This is a genomic window from Shimwellia blattae DSM 4481 = NBRC 105725 (assembly GCF_000262305.1).
Classification (GTDB): Bacteria; Pseudomonadota; Gammaproteobacteria; order Enterobacterales; family Enterobacteriaceae; genus Shimwellia; species Shimwellia blattae.
This window is the reverse complement of sequence record NC_017910.1, coordinates 1,702,422-1,718,659: the sequence shown is the minus strand read 5'-3', so window position 1 is coordinate 1,718,659 and position 16,238 is coordinate 1,702,422. Positions and strand designations below refer to the sequence as shown.

Annotated in this window: 17 protein-coding genes; 12 read left to right on the top strand and 5 right to left on the bottom strand. The window is 59.7% G+C overall.

Annotation, left to right across the window (positions count from 1 at the left end; translation table 11 throughout):
* Positions 1-17: 17 nt before the first annotated feature.
* Genes pspD through pspA form a run of 4 tightly spaced genes read right to left on the bottom strand, consistent with a single transcriptional unit; the run spans position 18 to position 1,563 of the window.
* The gene (pspD, locus tag EBL_RS07960; RefSeq protein WP_002443152.1) at positions 18-239 is read right to left on the bottom strand and encodes a phage shock protein PspD; all 222 of its coding nucleotides are present in this window, start codon (positions 237-239) and stop codon (positions 18-20) included.
* 21 nt (positions 240-260) lie between these two features.
* Positions 261-617, bottom strand: a complete 357-nt coding sequence (gene pspC / locus EBL_RS07955; protein WP_002443150.1) for an envelope stress response membrane protein PspC — start codon at positions 615-617, stop codon at positions 261-263.
* Positions 617-844 carry an envelope stress response membrane protein PspB gene (gene pspB, locus EBL_RS07950; RefSeq protein WP_002443147.1) on the bottom strand — a complete coding sequence of 76 codons (228 nt, stop codon included), beginning with the start codon at positions 842-844 and terminating at the stop codon, positions 617-619. Before pspB ends, pspC begins: the two co-directional genes overlap by 1 nt.
* A gap of 50 nt (positions 845-894) precedes the next feature.
* The gene (pspA, locus tag EBL_RS07945) at positions 895-1,563 is read right to left on the bottom strand and encodes a phage shock protein PspA (protein ID WP_002443145.1); all 669 of its coding nucleotides are present in this window, start codon (positions 1,561-1,563) and stop codon (positions 895-897) included.
* 180 nt (positions 1,564-1,743) lie between these two features.
* On the opposite strand from pspA, the gene pspF reads away from it, so the two are divergent.
* From pspF to yciZ, 11 genes are all read left to right on the top strand, one after another.
* A complete protein-coding gene (pspF, locus tag EBL_RS07940; RefSeq protein WP_002443143.1) occupies positions 1,744-2,757 on the top strand; it encodes a phage shock protein operon transcriptional activator in 1,014 nt (337 codons plus the stop codon).
* Positions 2,758-2,890: 133 nt separating this feature from the next.
* Positions 2,891-4,531 (top strand): ABC transporter substrate-binding protein SapA, encoded by a 1,641-nt coding sequence (sapA, locus tag EBL_RS07935; protein WP_002443142.1) that lies wholly within the window; start codon positions 2,891-2,893, stop codon positions 4,529-4,531.
* Positions 4,528-5,493 (top strand): putrescine export ABC transporter permease SapB, encoded by a 966-nt coding sequence (gene sapB, locus EBL_RS07930; RefSeq protein ID WP_002443140.1) that lies wholly within the window; start codon positions 4,528-4,530, stop codon positions 5,491-5,493. Before sapA ends, sapB begins: the two co-directional genes overlap by 4 nt.
* Positions 5,480-6,373: a putrescine export ABC transporter permease SapC gene (gene sapC, locus EBL_RS07925; RefSeq protein ID WP_002443138.1), complete on the top strand. Its 894-nt coding sequence runs from the start codon at positions 5,480-5,482 to the stop codon at positions 6,371-6,373. The genes sapB and sapC overlap by 14 nt, the downstream gene beginning before the upstream one ends.
* Positions 6,373-7,365 (top strand): putrescine export ABC transporter ATP-binding protein SapD, encoded by a 993-nt coding sequence (sapD, locus tag EBL_RS07920; protein WP_002443136.1) that lies wholly within the window; start codon positions 6,373-6,375, stop codon positions 7,363-7,365. Before sapC ends, sapD begins: the two co-directional genes overlap by 1 nt.
* Position 7,366: 1 nt before the next feature.
* Positions 7,367-8,185, top strand: coding sequence for a putrescine export ABC transporter ATP-binding protein SapF (gene sapF / locus EBL_RS07915; protein ID WP_002443135.1), 819 nt, complete (start codon positions 7,367-7,369; stop codon positions 8,183-8,185).
* Positions 8,186-8,330: 145 nt separating this feature from the next.
* Positions 8,331-9,119 carry an enoyl-ACP reductase FabI gene (gene fabI, locus EBL_RS07910; RefSeq protein ID WP_002443133.1) on the top strand — a complete coding sequence of 263 codons (789 nt, stop codon included), beginning with the start codon at positions 8,331-8,333 and terminating at the stop codon, positions 9,117-9,119.
* Between the two features lie 203 nt (positions 9,120-9,322).
* Positions 9,323-10,453 (top strand): CMD domain-containing protein, encoded by a 1,131-nt coding sequence (locus tag EBL_RS07905; protein ID WP_002443131.1) that lies wholly within the window; start codon positions 9,323-9,325, stop codon positions 10,451-10,453.
* A gap of 96 nt (positions 10,454-10,549) precedes the next feature.
* A complete protein-coding gene (locus EBL_RS07900; RefSeq protein ID WP_002443129.1) occupies positions 10,550-12,481 on the top strand; it encodes an exoribonuclease II in 1,932 nt (643 codons plus the stop codon).
* 137 nt (positions 12,482-12,618) lie between these two features.
* On the top strand, positions 12,619-14,265 hold the full coding sequence (locus EBL_RS07895) for an EAL domain-containing protein (protein WP_002443127.1): 1,647 nt from the start codon (positions 12,619-12,621) through the stop codon (positions 14,263-14,265).
* Between the two features lie 82 nt (positions 14,266-14,347).
* On the top strand, positions 14,348-14,530 hold the full coding sequence (yciZ, locus tag EBL_RS07890; RefSeq protein ID WP_002443125.1) for a protein YciZ/DeoL: 183 nt from the start codon (positions 14,348-14,350) through the stop codon (positions 14,528-14,530).
* A 6-nt stretch (positions 14,531-14,536) separates the two neighbouring features.
* Here yciZ and fsa read toward each other — a convergent pair whose 3' ends face one another.
* Entirely contained in the window at positions 14,537-15,199 is a 663-nt protein-coding gene (fsa, locus tag EBL_RS07885) for a fructose-6-phosphate aldolase (protein ID WP_002443123.1), read from the bottom strand.
* A gap of 136 nt (positions 15,200-15,335) precedes the next feature.
* On the opposite strand from fsa, the gene EBL_RS07880 reads away from it, so the two are divergent.
* On the top strand, positions 15,336-16,235 hold the full coding sequence (locus tag EBL_RS07880; RefSeq protein WP_002443121.1) for a glycyl-radical enzyme activating protein: 900 nt from the start codon (positions 15,336-15,338) through the stop codon (positions 16,233-16,235).
* Positions 16,236-16,238 lie beyond the last annotated feature (3 nt).

Genomic DNA, 16,238 nt, shown 5'->3' with positions numbered 1-16,238 from the left:
CCACCGGGCGTGCCCGCTTAGTGAAAACGCCGGGCAATACGCTGTGCCACCCGGCGCAGCGCAGGCTCCAGGGCAACCGCCAGCGCCCATTTTAACGGGCGGCGGGCAACTGATTTCACCGCCCAGCCCGCCACACCGGCCGGGCCGTAGCGCAGTGCGGTCAGTAAAACCAGCTTTCCGGCCAGCTTTATGCCGCTCTGGAGTTTGTGTCCGGTACGCGGCGGGAGAGTTGCAGACATGATATTGCCTTATTCTGAGAGTTATAGCTGACGAAAACGGCTGCGCAGGGTGAAGGCGTCTGAAGTGACATAACGCTCCATGGCGCGCAGTTTTTGTTCGCTTTCTGCCAGCGCTTCGTCAACGGTTTTCATCCGGGTATGGCAGTCTGACGTGGCGCCATCGACCAGTTCATCGGGCATGCTGTCGAGGGCAAACGTCAAAATGATATACGCCGCAATGGTGAAGAAAAACAGCCCGAACACCATCGATAAAATCACAATCAGACGCACCAGTTTAACCGGGACATCCAGATACTGCGCGATCCCGGCACATACCCCTTTCACCATGCCGCGCTGAGGGATGCGCCACAATTTACGATCGCCAAGAATTTTCGCCATTATTGGTTCCTCCAGCCCGGATGACCGGCATCCAGAATTTGTTCCAGTGCGTTAATGCGCTCACGCATCTGTTTTGCTTCCTCGCTTAACTGCTCTAACCGTGTCTGTTCACTGCGGGAAAGCGAAGAGCCTCTCTCTGCCCGGTTGCTGTAGTGCAGCCACAGCCAGATAGGGGCAACGAACAGCACAAAAATGGTTAGCGGAACAGCAAGTAAAAGCGCGCTCATGTGTACTCCTTTGCATAAAAACTGCGGCGCAACCTGGCGCCGCAAACCGGTTATTTGCCGTCACTGCCCATTTTGGCTTTCAGAGCGGCCAGCTGCGCGCTGATTTCGTCATCGGCTTTCAGCTCGGCAAACTGCTGCTCCAGATTTTTCGGCTTCCCGAAACGGTGGCTTTCCGCTTCGGCTTCCATCTGGTCAATGCGGCGTTCAAAAGATTCAAAACGCGCCATGGCCTGATCCAGTTTACCGCTGTCCAGCTGGCGGCGAACATCCCGCGATGAGGCAGCCGCCTGCTGGCGCAGTGCCAGTGCCTGCTGACGGGCGCGGGTTTCGGTCAGTTTGCTTTCCAGCTCGCCAATCTCTTTTTTCATCCGCTCCAGCGTTTCGTCTACGCTGGTCACTTCCCCTTCCAGGGAGGCGATAAGATCGGTCATTTTCTGTTTTTCCACCAGCGCAGAGCGGGCGAGATCTTCTTTTTCTTTACGCAGGGCCAGTTCGGCTTTTTCCTGCCATTCGGCCTGTTGCGCGCAGGCCTGCTCAATCCGGCGGGTTAACTGTTTCTTTTCTGCCAGGGCCCGAGCCGACGTGGAGCGCACTTCCACCAGGGTGTCTTCCATCTCCTGGATCATCAGCCGCACCAGCTTTTGCGGATCTTCCGCTTTCTCCAGCAGGGCGTTGATGTTGGCGTTCACGATGTCAGCAAAACGAGAAAAAATACCCATAACATTATCCTCAATAAATATGTTGTTGATTTGCGTCCTGCATCAGGACCGGGTGCTATGAGTAATACAATTAGCGTGCCAACTTTTTATCTCACTGATATAAAAAGAATTATAATATTTTACCCCTGGGTCAGTTACGGGTAAAGTAGTCACATTCACCACCATATAGTGAAATTAACCATGCCAGAATTCAAAGATAACCTGATCGGCGAAGATAATGCCTTCCTCGAAGTGCTGGAGCAGGTCTCCCGGCTGGCGGCGCTGGATAAGCCGGTGCTGGTCATTGGCGAGCGGGGAACCGGTAAGGAGCTTATCGCCAGCCGCTTACACTACTTGTCCGGGCGCTGGCAGGGGCCGTTTATCTCACTAAACTGTGCGGCCCTCAATGAGAACCTGCTGGATTCCGAACTTTTCGGCCACGAGGCGGGCGCCTTCACCGGGGCGCAAAAGCGCCACCCCGGGCGCTTTGAGCGGGCCGACGGGGGCACGCTGTTCCTCGACGAGCTGGCCACCGCCAGTATGATGGTCCAGGAAAAACTGCTGCGGGTTATCGAATATGGCGAGCTGGAGCGCGTGGGGGGGAACCAGCCGCTCCAGGTCAGCGTGCGGCTGGTGTGCGCCACCAATGCGGATCTGCCCGCCCTGGCCGCTCAGGATAAATTCCGCGCCGACCTCCTCGACCGCCTGGCCTTCGATGTCGTCCGCCTGCCCCCGCTGCGCGAGCGCCCGGGCGATATTCTTTTACTGGCGGAGCAGTTTGCCATCCAGATGAGCCGGGAGATGGGCATGCCGCTGTTTCCCGGGTTTACCCCCCGGGCACTGGAGACCCTGCGCCACTACCGCTGGCCGGGCAATATCCGTGAGCTGAAAAACGCCGTTGAGCGCTCCGTATACCGCCACGGCCAGTGGGAGAGCGAGCTCGACCAGATAATTATTGACCCCTTCGCCCCCACCGGCCACCAGCCCCCGGCGCCACCAGTTACGGATACCGCCACGCCACTGCCCGCCCTGCCCCTGGATTTACGCCTCTGGCAGAACAGCCAGGAAAAGCAGCTGGTGGAAGCCAGCCTGGAAAAAGCGAAATATCACCAGCGGCGGGCCGCCGAATTGCTGGGGATCACGTATCATCAGTTGCGGGCAATGCTGAAAAAGCACCAGATCCGGGTGCAGGATGAGGCCGCCGGTAACGAATAGCCCCCCGGAACAGCGCCATTGCCGGGAAAACCACCACAAATAGCTGATAAAGCCAGCAGTTGTGCAGGGAATTTTGGGGTCACAGGCAGAGTGCGATACACTCTGAACATTGGTCAGGAAAAGTCAAAAACTTATGCGCGTAATGCTCCCCTTTCTGTTATTGCTTGCCAGCAGTTTCAGCGCCGCTGCCGCGGATGCTCCGCCCGCCAGAAAAACGGCGGATATCCGGCAAAGCGGGTTTGTCTATTGTGTCAACGGGCAAATCAACACCTTTAACCCCCAGAAAGCCAGCGGTGGCCTGGTGGTCGACACACTGGCCGCACAACTCTACGATCGCCTGCTGGATGTAGATCCCTACACCTACCGGCTGGTTCCCGAGCTTGCTGAACGCTGGGAAGTGCTGGACAACGGCGCAACCTACCGCTTCCACCTGCGCCGGGATGTGGCCTTTCAGACCACCCCCTGGTTTACCCCGGGCCGCCTGCTGAATGCAGATGACGTGGTATTCAGTTTTAACCGCATCATTAACCGCAACAGCCCGTGGCACGATGTTAACGGCGACAGCTTTCCCTATTTCGACAGCTTACAGTTTGGCGATACGGTGCAAAGCGTTACGAAAATCGACAACCACACGGTGGAGTTTCGCTTAAGCCGCCCGGATGCCTCCTTTCTGTGGCACCTGGCAACCCACTATGCGTCGGTACTGTCGGAGGAGTATGCCCGGCAACTGGCCAGTGCAGGCCACCAGGAGCAGCTTGATCGCCAGCCGGTGGGCACCGGGCCATTTCAGTTAAGTGATTTCCACACCGGGCAGTATATTCGCCTGGCGCGCCACCCTGGCTACTGGCGCGGCGTGCCGCTGATGCCCCAGGTGGTGGTTGATCTGGGCTCCGGCGGCACCGGTCGCCTGTCCAAACTGCTGACCGGCGAGTGTGATGTGCTGGCCTGGCCTGCGGCCAGCCAGCTGACAATTTTGCGTGACGATCCGCGCCTGCGCCTGTCGCTGCGCCCGGGGATGAATATCGCCTATCTGGCGTTTAACACCAATAAGCCACCGCTGGATAACCCGGCAGTGCGCCACGCGCTGGCGTTATCAATTAATAACCAGCGGCTGATGCAGTCCATCTACTACGGGACAGCCGAAACGGCGGCCTCTATTCTGCCCCGCGCCTCCTGGGCTTACGATGGCGAGGCCCAGGTCACGGAATATAACCCGCAAAAATCCCGCGAGCAGCTACAGGCTCTGGGGATCAAGAATCTGACCCTGCAACTGTGGGTGCCGACCTCTTCCCAGGCCTGGAACCCCAGCCCGCTGAAAACCGCAGAGCTGCTGCAGGCGGATCTGGCCCAGGTGGGGGTACGGGTTGTGATTGTGCCGGTGGAGGGGCGTTTCCAGGAAGCCAGGCTGATGGAGATGAACCACGATCTGACACTCGCGGGCTGGGCAACCGACAGTAACGACCCGGACAGTTTTTTCCGCCCGCTGCTCAGCTGTGCGGCCATCAACTCCCAGACCAACTACGCCCACTGGTGTAATTCTGAGTTTGATAACGTGCTGCAAAAGGCGCTGCTCTCACAGCAGTTAGCCTCGCGTATTGATGCCTACGATCAGGCCCAGACCATTCTGGCCCGGGAGCTGCCGGTATTACCGCTGGCCTCATCCCTGCGGCTGCTGGCCTATCGCTACGATATTAAAGGTCTGGTTCTCAGCCCGTTTGGTAACGCCTCTTTTGCCGGGGTTGAGCGGGTGATGGAGAAGGCGAAAAAACCATGATTATTTATACTCTGCGCCGCTTACTGCTACTGGTGGTGACCCTGCTGTTCCTGGCCCTGGTCGGGTTTAGCCTCTCCTACTTTACCCCGCGCGCCCCCCTTCAGGGGGCCAGCCTGTGGAATGCGTGGGTGTTCTGGTTTGAGGGGCTGATGCACTGGGATTTTGGCGTCTCCAGCATTAACGGACAGCCGATCAGCGCCCAGCTGCGCGAGGTGTTCCCCGCCACCATGGAGCTGTGCCTGCTGGCCTTTACCCTGGCGCTGATTGTCGGCATCCCGATGGGGATGCTGGCGGGGATCACCCAGGGAAAGTGGCAGGATACCATCATCAGCGCCCTGTCCCTGCTGGGCTTTTCCATTCCGGTGTTCTGGCTGGCACTGCTGCTGACGCTGTTCTTCTCGCTGACTCTGGGCTGGTTTCCGGTTTCCGGGCGTTTTGACCTGCTCTATGAGGTGAAGCGCGTCACCGGGTTTGCCCTGATCGACGCCTGGCTGTCTGACTCACCCTGGCGCCATGAGATGATAGACAGCGCCATTCGCCATATGGTGCTGCCGGTGGTCACCCTGGCGGTGGCCCCCACCACCGAAGTGGTGCGCCTGATGCGCATCAGCACCATGGAGGTGTTTGATAAAAACTACATTAAAGCCGCCGCCACCCGCGGCGTTTCCCGGCTGACCATCCTGCATCGCCATGTGCTGCATAACGCCCTGCCGCCGGTGATTCCGAAGCTGGGGCTTCAGTTCTCCACCATGCTGACCCTGGCGATGATCACCGAAATGGTCTTTAACTGGCCGGGCCTTGGCCGCTGGCTGATTAACGCCATTCGCCAGCAGGATTACGCCGCCATCTCCGCCGGGGTGATGGTGATTGGCTCGCTGGTGATTTGTGTCAACGTGATTTCCGACATTTTCGGTGCCATGGCAAACCCACTAAGAAATAAGGAATGGTATGCCTTACGATGATAACGTCTACAGCGAGAAACGCCCCCCGGGAACGCTGAGGACCACCTGGCGCAAGTTTTACGCTGACGCCGCCGCCATGACCGGCCTGTATGGCTGCGGCGCGCTGGCACTGTTATGCCTGTTCGGCGGCGTCTTTTCCCCCTACGGAATCGACCAGCAGTTTATGGGCTACCAGTTACTGCCCCCCTCCTGGTCCCGTTACGGGGAGGTCTCTTTTTTCCTCGGGACGGACGATCTGGGCCGCGACGTGCTGAGCCGCTTACTGAGCGGCGCGGCCCCCACCGTGGGCGGGGCTTTTGTGGTCACCCTTGCCGCCACCGTCTGTGGCCTGGCGCTGGGGATTTTCGCCGGGGCCACCCACGGGCTGCGCTCGGCGGTGCTCAACCATATTCTGGATACCCTGTTGTCTATTCCGTCGCTGTTGCTGGCGATTATTGTGGTGGCCTTTGCCGGGCCGCACCTCAGCCACGCCATGTTTGCCGTCTGGCTGGCGCTGCTGCCGCGCATGGTGCGCTCGGTGTATACCATGGTCCACGACGAGCTGGAAAAAGAGTACATTACCGCCGCCCGTCTTGACGGCGCCACCACCCTGAATCTGCTGTGGTTTGCGGTACTACCCAATACGGCCGCCACCCTGACCGGCGAGATAACCCGCGCCCTGTCGATGGCTATTCTTGATATTGCGGCGCTGGGGTTTCTTGACCTCGGGGCCCAGTTACCCTCCCCGGAATGGGGCGCCATGCTGGGGGATGCCCTGGAGCTTATCTACGTGGCCCCCTGGACGGTGATGTTACCCGGTGCGGCCATTATGATAAGCGTGCTGCTGGTCAACCTGCTGGGTGACGGGATCCGCAGAGCAATTGATGCGGGAGTGCAGTAATGGCATTGCTTGATATTCGTAATCTGACCATTGAATTTCGCACCGGCGATGGCTGGGTAAAAGCGGTTGACCGGGTCAATATGACGCTGACCGAAGGGGAAATCCGCGGTCTGGTGGGGGAATCCGGCTCCGGGAAGAGCCTTATCGCCAAAGCCATTTGCGGCGTGCGCAAAGATAACTGGCGGGTCACCGCCGACCGGATGCGCTTTGATGATATCGATCTGCTGCGCCTGACCCACCGGGAGCGGCGGCGGCTGATGGGGCATAACGTCTCCATGATTTTCCAGGAGCCCCAGTCCTGCCTGGATCCGGCAGAAAAAATCGGCCGCCAGCTGGTGCAGTCGATCCCCGGCTGGACCTATAAAGGCCGCTGGTGGCAGCGTATTGGCTGGCGCAAACGCCGCGCAATTGAGCTGCTGCACCGGGTGGGGATCAAAGATCACAAAGACATCATGCGCAGTTTTCCCTATCAGCTCACCGAAGGCGAATGCCAGAAGGTGATGATCGCCATTGCGCTGGCAAACCAGCCGCGCCTGCTGATAGCCGACGAGCCCACCAACGCCATGGAGCCCACCACCCAGGCCCAGATTTTCCGCCTGCTCACCCGGCTGAACCAGAACAATAACACCACCATTTTGCTGATAAGCCACGACCTGCAAATGCTGACCCACTGGGCCGACCGGATCAACGTCATGTACTGCGGGCAAACGGTAGAGAGCGCCCCCAGCGAGGAGCTTATTAACGCCCCGCACCACCCATACACCCAGGCGCTGATCCGGGCGATCCCCGATTTTGGCAGCCCCATTCCCCATAAGAGCCGGCTCAATACCCTCCAGGGGGCGATTCCCCTGCTGGAACAATTGCCGATGGGCTGTCGGCTGGGGCCCCGCTGCCCCTATGCCCAGCGCCAGTGTATTGAAACCCCGCGACTGACTGGCGTCAAAAATCATCTTTTTGCCTGCCATTTCCCGCTGAATATGGAGAGGGACTAAGATGGTTGAGACACTGCTCGAAGTACGCAACCTGAGCAAAACGTTTCGCTACCGCACCGGCTGGTTTCACCGCCAGACCGTCGATGCGGTAAAAAATGTCAGCTTCACCCTGCGCGAGCGCCAGACCCTGGCGATTATTGGTGAGAACGGCTCCGGGAAATCAACCCTGGCCAAAATGCTCGCCGGGACTATCTCCCCCAGCAGCGGCCAACTGCTGATTGACGACCGCCCGCTCAACTTCGGGGATTATGCGTTTCGCAGCCAGCAGATCCGGATGATTTTCCAGGATCCGAGCACCTCCCTGAATCCGCGCCAGCGTATTTCACAGATCCTCGATTTCCCCCTGCGGCTGAACACCAGCCTCGCGGCGGAAAAGCGCCAGGAGCGCATTGTGGAAACCCTGCGCATGGTGGGGCTGCTGCCGGACCACGCCAGCTACTACCCCCATATGCTGGCCCCGGGGCAAAAACAGCGTCTGGGGCTGGCCCGGGCGCTGATCCTGCGCCCGAAGGTTATCGTGGCCGACGAAGCCCTCGCCTCCCTGGATATGTCCATGCGTTCGCAGCTGATAAACCTGATGCTGGAGCTCCAGGAAAAACAGGGGATCTCCTACATTTATGTGACCCAGCACATCGGCATGATGAAGCACATCAGCGATCAGGTGCTGGTGATGCACCAGGGCGAAGTGGTCGAGCGCGGCAGCACTGCCGATGTGCTCGCCGCGCCGCTGCATGAGTTAACCCGCCGGCTTATTACCAGCCACTTCGGTGAGGTGCTCACGGCGGACGCCTGGCGCCGGGATGCCTGGCGGCGCGAATAGCGCCCGCCCGTTTCCGGGAAAAATAACGTGACACATGGCCGCAGCGGTGGGATATAATCGCGGGCTGTTTAATGACACCACTTACGCAGTAGTAGCGCCGGATTGTATAAGGGCGCACTGAGAACCAACGATAAGGATCAAAACTATGGGTTTTCTTACCGGTAAACGTATTCTGATTACTGGCGTAGCCAGCAACCGCTCCATCGCTTACGGGATCGCCCAGGCGATGCAGCGCGAAGGCGCAGAACTGGCTTTAACCTATCAGACTGAAAAGCTGAAAGGCCGTGTTGAAGAGTTTGCCGCTGCCCTGGGTGCAAAAATCGTTCTGCAGTGTGATGTGGCTGAAGACGCCAGCATCGACACCATGTTCGCTGAACTGGCGAAATCCTGGCCGAAATTCGATGGTTTTGTTCACTCTATCGGTTTTGCGCCGGGCGATCAGTTAGACGGGGACTATGTGAATGCGGTTACCCGTGAAGGCTTCAAAATTGCCCACGACATCAGCTCCTACAGCTTTGTTGCCATGGCGAAAGCCTGCCGCAGCATGCTGAACCCGGGCGCCGCCCTGCTGACCCTCTCTTACCTGGGTGCTGAGCGCGCTATCCCGAACTATAACGTGATGGGCCTGGCGAAAGCCTCCCTGGAAGCGAACGTGCGCTACATGGCAAACGCCATGGGGCCGGAAGGTGTGCGTGTTAACGCCATCTCCGCAGGCCCGATCCGCACCCTGGCCGCATCCGGTATTAAAGATTTCCGTAAAATGCTGGCCCACTGTGAAGCGGTCACCCCGATTCGCCGCACCGTGACCATTGAAGATGTGGGTAACTCTGCCGCGTTCCTGTGCTCTGACCTCTCAGCGGGTATCTCCGGTGAAGTGGTTCACGTTGATGGCGGCTTCAGCATCGCTGCGATGAACGAACTGGAACTGAAATAAGTTTCCCCGACAGGGCCGCCCGGCGGCCCTGTTTTATTCCCGGTTATAACATCCCTCTCATCCGTTATAGCTTTCCGCTATTTATTATCACCCGCCATTCTTTCACTTCACGTCGCGCTTACGCCAGGATAATGCCTCCGGACCGGGCTGCGCCACATATTGCCTGATTTTCGCAGCCCCATGATCACTGACCAGGAATGCCCATGGAACAACGCCATCTTGCTGCCAAAAGCCACTGGTATCATGAAACGCAATCCCGCCCCTGCCCGGCAGAGACGCCCGTGCGGGTGGCCGATCTCCCCCGGGTGGCCGACGCCTTTTTACTGGACTGCCCGTGGCCCGACACGCTCTGTGCGGCAGACGCCCCCTGGCTGGAGACGGCACGCGCACTCGCCAGGCTCTATTTCCCGCCCCGGGTGGCACTCGATCGCCTGCACACCCTGAGCCCCTATGACCGGCTCAGCACGGCGCTCACCGTAGCCCAGGTGTACGGGGTCCAGCGCCTGTGTAGCCACTACTCCGCCCGCCTGGCACCGGAACCCGGGCCGGACTCCTCCCGGGAGAGTAACCACCGGTTAACCCAGATAACCCAGTTTGCCCGCCAGCTGGCCGGTAACCCCTCCTGTATTGATAATGCGGCCACCCGCCAGCTTCTGAGTGTGGGGCTGACGGAAAACGACGTGGTGACCTTTGTCCACCTGATAGGCTTTGTGGGCTTCCAGGCCCGGGTTATCGCCGCCCTGCACGCCTTTAACGGCATGACCGCCCGCTGGCTGCCCGGGATGGATATCCCCGGGGATGCGCCCGCCGACCGGTTTCTCTCCCTGGCGGAGCCCGCCGGGGAGCCTGCCCTGGCACCGGAGCCCTACACGCCCCCCGTTACCTGCGGCGCCGATACCGCCCCTCTGCACCCTCTGTCCGGGGTACTGGCGCGGGATCCGGAAAGCTGGCGGTTGCTCAACCGGCTTACGGTGGCAACCCCGGATGCCCATACCGCGTGTCTTATCCGCCTGCTCAGCGCCCGGGTGACCGGCAGCCTGCCCTGTTTTATGGCCGCCAGCCACGACTGGAGCCTGGACCAGGCCCTGCCGGAGGCAATACGCAACGGCGAGCGCGCAATTCACGCCTGGGGCCACGGGCACCCCCGGTTTCGGGAGATTATTGAACCGGTGTTGCTGATGATCCGCGCCCCGTCGCGGATCGGTGCCGGGCATATTGCCGGGTTAACCGCCCGGGGGCTTAACAGCGCCGGGAGCTTTCAGCTCCTCACCCGGGCGGCCCTGGCCGGCTGGATAAACCGCCTGAATATTAGCCTGTATGGCCGCCCGTCATAAGCGCCAGGCGGCGGTTTATCAGAAACAGCGCTTGCCGCATGGGGCGGAATCGCGTAAAACTGTCAGCCGCTCTTTTGGCTACTAAAACTCAACGATATGCTTCAGGACAACCCGCTGCTTGCGCAGCTAAAACAACAGCTACACTCCCAGACTCCCCGCGCAGAAGGGGTGGTCAAGGGAACCGAAAAAGGGTTCGGCTTTTTAGAGGTCGACGCCACCAAAAGTTACTTTATTCCGCCGCCGCAGATGAAAAAAGTCATGCATGGCGACCGGGTTATTGCGGTTATCCATACGGACAAAGATCGTGAAACCGCCGAGCCGGAAGAGCTGGTAGAGCCCTTTCTGACCCGTTTTGTCGGCCGGGTGCAGAAAAAAGACGATCGCCTGTCGATTGTGCCGGATCATCCGCTGATTAAAGACGCCGTCTTCTGCCGCCCGGGCCGGGATGTGAGCCACGAATTTGTGGACGGTGACTGGGCCGTGGCCGAAATGCGCCGCCATCCGCTGAAGGGTGACCGCAGCTTCTACGCCGAGCTGACCCAATTTATCACCTACGGGGATGACCATCTGGCCCCCTGGTGGGTCACCCTGGCGCGCCATAACCTGGAGCGTGAAGCCCCGGATGGTATTGCCACCGATATTATTGACGAAGGACTGGTGCGTGAAGATCTCCGCGATGTCACCTTTGTCACCATCGACAGCGCCAGCACCGAAGATATGGACGATGCGCTGTACGCCGAAATGGCCGAAAACGGCGATATCCGCCTGCTGGTCGCCATTGCCGATCCTACCGCCTGGATTGCACCGGGCAGCAAACTGGACAATGCCGCCCGTATCCGCGCGTTTACCAACTACCTGCCGGGCTTTAATATCCCGATGCTGCCCCGGGAGCTGTCTGACGATCTCTGCTCCCTGCGCGCCGGTGAGCCCCGCCCGGTCCTGGCCTGCCGCATGACCATCGCCGCAGACGGCAGTATTGGTGATGATATCCAGTTCTTTGCCGCCACTATCGAGTCCAAAGGCAAACTGGCCTATGACAATGTCTCTGACTGGCTGGAAGGCCGCGGTGAATGGTCGCCGGAGAACGACGCCATCGCCGGTCAGATTCGCCTGCTGGAGACCCTCTGCCAGCGCCGTGCCCAGTGGCGCCAGACCCACGCGCTGGTGTTTAAGGACCGCCCGGACTACCGGTTTATCCTCGGTGAGAAAGGCGAAGTGCTGGACATCGTTGCCGAGCCGCGCCGCATTGCCAACCGGATTGTTGAAGAGGCGATGATCGCCGCTAACGTCTGTGCGGCCCTGGTGCTGCGCGACAAGCTGGGCTTTGGTATCTACAACGTACATACCGGGTTTGATCCGGCCAACATTGAACAGCTCAGCACCATGCTGCAAAGCCACGGTATGGACGTAGACCCCCAGGAAGTGCTGACCCTGGCAGGCTTTTGTAAGCTGCGCCGCGAGCTGGACGCCCAGCCCACCGGCTTCCTTGACAGCCGCATCCGCCGCTACCAGTCCTTTGCGGAGATCAGCACCGAGCCGGGCCCTCACTTTGGCCTTGGCCTGGAAGCCTACGCCACCTGGACCTCACCTATCCGTAAATATGGCGATATGATCAACCACCGCCTGCTGAAAGCGATTATCAAATCAGAAACCGCCCAGCGCCCGGATACTGAAGTCACCGTGCAGATGTCTGAACGCCGCCGCCTTAACCGTATGGCGGAGCGTGACGTGGGCGACTGGCTGTATGCCCGCTTCCTGAAAGATAAAGCCGGTACGGATACCCGTTTCGCCGCAGAGATTATCGATGTCAGCCGTGGCGGCATGCGCGTGCGGCTGGTCGATAATGGCGCCGTGGCGTTTATTCCGGCACCGTTTATCCACCCGGTACGCGACGAGCTGGTCATCAGCCAGGAAAACGGCACCATACAGATCAAAGGCGAGCTGTTCTGCAAAGTCACCGATGTGATTGATGTGACCATTGCCGAAGTACGTATGGAAACGCGCAGCGTTATCGCCCGACCGGCCTGATCCGGCCCCTGACGACGGCACATTCGTGCCGTCGTTTTCTGCTTAGCCCCCATTCAGCATTTTGCATTATTCCCCTGTCCCCGTGAGTATGGTCTTATCCCTGCACATGACTCTGCGTTTTTCGGCTAAGGTACGCTATGAAGGGACTTTCTGCGGCACTCTCGCTTTTTGAACAACTGCCAGAAAATGGTGAGAATGCGATTCTTATCCTCGATCACCACGGTAATATTCAGCGCTTTAACAAGATCTGTGAAGAGGTCACCGGGCTCACCGAATCGGATGTTATCGGCCAGAACGCCTTTCGCCTGTTTATGCATCGCCAGGCCAGTAGCGGTGTCTGGGCCACCATCCACGGTTTTCGTTACCAGGACGGCGCCCTGAATACAGAAGTCCGGGTACAGACCGCCCACCGCCAGCACCAGATCCTGTTTCGCACCACGTTTATTCACCACCCCGATGGTCAGCCGGAGAGCTATCTGGTCTGCTCCGGGATGGAAATTACCGATAAGCGCAGCATCACCACCACGGCACTTCAGTCAACGCCGGTAAACTGCGCCCCGCTGCTCCCGCAGGTGGTATCGCGCCATATTCAGCACATTATGATGCAGTCAGCCAGTAAACAGGTGGCGCTGATGGTGGTGGAGATTGCCGCCCCGGACGACGCAATGGCGCGCATCAAATCACGCATCAACCGGCTGCTGCTCAGCGGCCAGCAGATGATCCTGACCCACCACGGGCAGATGTGGCTCTCCTGTGTACCGGCCTCCGCACGCCGCCTGACGGTGCTGGCAAAACGGATCCTCAACCTCGATCTGCCGGACAACAAATCCATTGTCGCGGTGGGTATGGCTATCGCCCCGTTTCACGGCAGGGACAGCCTGCGCCTGATTCGCAACGCCAGTGCCGCACTCGACACCGCGCGGCGCAGTAGCAACCGCCATTGCCTGTACAGCCCGGACATTAATGCCCAGGTCTTTGATTACCTGTGGCTGGATAACTACCTCGCCCGGGCGCTGCCGTCTTCGGAGCTGGAGATCCACTACCAGCCCAAGATTAACGCCGACGGCAGCGTAAGCGATGTGGAGGCCCTGCTGCGCTGGCGCTCGCCCGGGCGCGGGATGATCTCCCCGGCAAAATTTATTCACTTTGCCGAATCCACCGGGCAGATTATCGCCATTGGCCGCTGGGTGATGGAGCAGGCGCTACAGCAAGCCGCCCGCTGGCGCGATAACGGCATTCATCTGCGGGTGGCGGTTAACCTCTCCCCCTTGCAGCTGTGCGACGGCGAGCTGTTTCTGGCCCACAAGGCCCGGTTGCGCCAGCTGAACTTCAGCCGCAGCCCGCTGGATATTGAGCTGACAGAAAGCTGCCTGGCGCCGGATCAACACCAGGCCCGCACCATGATCCGCGCCTTTCGCCACCTCGGGGCCAGGATCCACCTTGATGACTTCGGCACCGGTTATTCCTCCCTGTCTCAGCTGGTTCACTTCCCGATTAACGCAGTCAAGCTGGATAAAAGTTTTGTCCGGGATGTGCATCGCTACCCGTCTACCCAGTCGCTGGTACAGGCAATTGTGGCGATGGCGCACGTGCTGGAGATGGAAATTATTGCCGAAGGTGTCGAAACCCCCGAAGAGGATAACTTTATTACCGCCTGCGGGATTGAGCAGCGCCAGGGGTTTTTATTCGCCCGGCCGATGCCCGCAGAGGATCTGGAGCGCTGGCTTGAAGACAATACCCGCCGGGGGAAAAGCCGCCCGTCCCCCCTGCCGATGATGGCGTAAAAGCGTGCGGCAAGGTGATTCTCTTTTACGCCAGATTCCTGCATTATCAGGTCATAATGACCAACAGGAGCCACTAACAGTAATGACCGATATTAATCTTACCCAACTGACACAGCGGATTGATACCGTGCTGGATATTCTGGTTGCCGGGGATTACGCCTCTGCCATTAATAATCTTGAGATCCTGAAAGCCGAATTACAGGCGCTCAGCCATGAGCCCGGGCAAAATACCCCGGGCAACACCCCCTCCCCCTGGGAGATCTGACCTTCCCTACAGCGTGGTGCGGCCAAAGGCCCCCTGCCAGTCGGCCGTGAACTTCTCAACCGCAGCACACACCGCCGGGGTGTTCAGTAACTGCCCGGCGACATCCAGCGGCAGCGTTACGGACTCACACCCGGCTAATAAGCACGACAACACCTGGTGGGGGGTGCGAAAACTGGCCGCCAGCACCCGGGTCCGGGGGGCGTGCAGGGTCAGCAGTTGTTGCAAATCGCTCACCAGGGCGATGCCATCCCCGCCCTGGGCATCCAGGCGGTTCACATAAGGCGCCACGTAACCGGCCCCGGCCAGCGCCGCCAGTAACCCCTGGGCCGCGCCATATACCGCCGTCCCCAGCACCGGAATATCCAGCGCGCGTAACTGCCGGATAGCCACCAGCCCTTCGGCGGTGACCGGCACCTTGACCACCAGCCCCGGCACCCGCTCCGCCAGGCGCTGGCCTTCACTGACCATCTCCCCGGCCCGGGTAGCCAGCACCTGGGCAAATAGCCGCCCGGATCCGCCCAGCGCCTCCAGCAGTGCGGGCAGCAGGTCCCACAGGGGCACCCCGGACTGCGCCACAATCGACGGGTTGGTCGTCACCCCGTGTAGCGGAAGGATCCGCGCGTACTGTTTTACAGCGGCAACATCGGCCGTATCTAAATAGAGCTCCATCGTTCTCTTCCTCATGGTGACGATCACAGTGTGGTTATCATAGCCACGCCCCGGTGCTGACCGTTGATTAAGGTCAATAAAACTTTCATTCGAAAGTTATTTAATCTTCAAAAGAAACACACCACCCGGAGGCCAGATGCTGTTCAACCTGCAACGCTACTCAACACATGATGGTCCGGGGATCCGCACGGTGGTCTTTTTAAAAGGCTGCCCGCTGGCCTGCCGCTGGTGCCAGAACCCGGAAAGCCGCAACCCGGGCCGCGACGTGCTGTTTGACGCGCGCCTGTGCCTTGAGGGCTGCCGGCTTTGTGCCGACACCTGCCCCCACGCCATCCGCCGGGATGGCCCGCTGCCGGTTATCCACCGGGCGGCGCTGAGTGAGCGGGATCTTGATAATTTACAGACATGCTGCCCGACCGGTGCACTGGTGGTTTGCGGCGAGCCGCGCCCGGTTGATGACATTATGGCCGCGGTGCTGCGCGACAAGCCCTTCTATGACCGCAGCGGCGGCGGTGTCACCTTATCCGGCGGTGAGCCCTTTATGCAGCCCGCACTTGCGGCAGAGATCCTGGCGCGCAGCAAAGCCGCCGGGATCCACACCGCCGCAGAGAGCTGCCTGCACGTTCCCTGGAAATATATTGCCCCGTCGCTGGATAACCTGGATCTGCTGCTGGCGGATCTGAAGCATGTTGATCCCCGGGCCATGAAGCAGTGGACCGGCGGCAGCGCACAGCGGGTGATGGATAACTTTCGCCGCCTGGCGGCACGGAATATTCCGCTGGTGATCCGGGTGCCGCTGATTGACCAGTTTAACGCCAGCCCCGATGCCATCCGCCAGATAACTGACTTTGCCGCCGATACCCTGGGCGCAAAAGAGATTCATTTTCTGCCTTACCACACCCTGGGCATCGGTAAATATCAGATGCTCGGCCAGCCCTACCTGGCCCCCACGACCCCACTGGACGCCCCGGCACTGCTGGATTTTGCCTGCCAGTATGCTGACCAGAAAGGCATGACCGCCTGGATTAGAGGATAACAC

Bases quoted from the DNA above. Each gene is read 5' to 3' on its own strand.
- pspD (WP_002443152.1), bottom strand. From the start codon at position 239: ATGTCTGCAACTCTCCCGCCGCGTACCGGACACAAACTCCAGAGCGGC.
- pspC (WP_002443150.1), bottom strand. From the start codon at position 617: ATGGCGAAAATTCTTGGCGATCGTAAATTGTGGCGCATCCCTCAGCGC.
- pspB (WP_002443147.1), bottom strand. From the start codon at position 844: ATGAGCGCGCTTTTACTTGCTGTTCCGCTAACCATTTTTGTGCTGTTC.
- pspA (WP_002443145.1), bottom strand. From the start codon at position 1,563: ATGGGTATTTTTTCTCGTTTTGCTGACATCGTGAACGCCAACATCAAC.
- pspF (WP_002443143.1), top strand. From the start codon at position 1,744: ATGCCAGAATTCAAAGATAACCTGATCGGCGAAGATAATGCCTTCCTC.
- sapA (WP_002443142.1), top strand. From the start codon at position 2,891: ATGCGCGTAATGCTCCCCTTTCTGTTATTGCTTGCCAGCAGTTTCAGC.
- sapB (WP_002443140.1), top strand. From the start codon at position 4,528: ATGATTATTTATACTCTGCGCCGCTTACTGCTACTGGTGGTGACCCTG.
- sapC (WP_002443138.1), top strand. From the start codon at position 5,480: ATGCCTTACGATGATAACGTCTACAGCGAGAAACGCCCCCCGGGAACG.
- sapD (WP_002443136.1), top strand. From the start codon at position 6,373: ATGGCATTGCTTGATATTCGTAATCTGACCATTGAATTTCGCACCGGC.
- sapF (WP_002443135.1), top strand. From the start codon at position 7,367: ATGGTTGAGACACTGCTCGAAGTACGCAACCTGAGCAAAACGTTTCGC.
- fabI (WP_002443133.1), top strand. From the start codon at position 8,331: ATGGGTTTTCTTACCGGTAAACGTATTCTGATTACTGGCGTAGCCAGC.
- EBL_RS07905 (WP_002443131.1), top strand. From the start codon at position 9,323: ATGGAACAACGCCATCTTGCTGCCAAAAGCCACTGGTATCATGAAACG.
- EBL_RS07900 (WP_002443129.1), top strand. From the start codon at position 10,550: ATGCTTCAGGACAACCCGCTGCTTGCGCAGCTAAAACAACAGCTACAC.
- EBL_RS07895 (WP_002443127.1), top strand. From the start codon at position 12,619: ATGAAGGGACTTTCTGCGGCACTCTCGCTTTTTGAACAACTGCCAGAA.
- yciZ (WP_002443125.1), top strand. From the start codon at position 14,348: ATGACCGATATTAATCTTACCCAACTGACACAGCGGATTGATACCGTG.
- fsa (WP_002443123.1), bottom strand. From the start codon at position 15,199: ATGGAGCTCTATTTAGATACGGCCGATGTTGCCGCTGTAAAACAGTAC.
- EBL_RS07880 (WP_002443121.1), top strand. From the start codon at position 15,336: ATGCTGTTCAACCTGCAACGCTACTCAACACATGATGGTCCGGGGATC.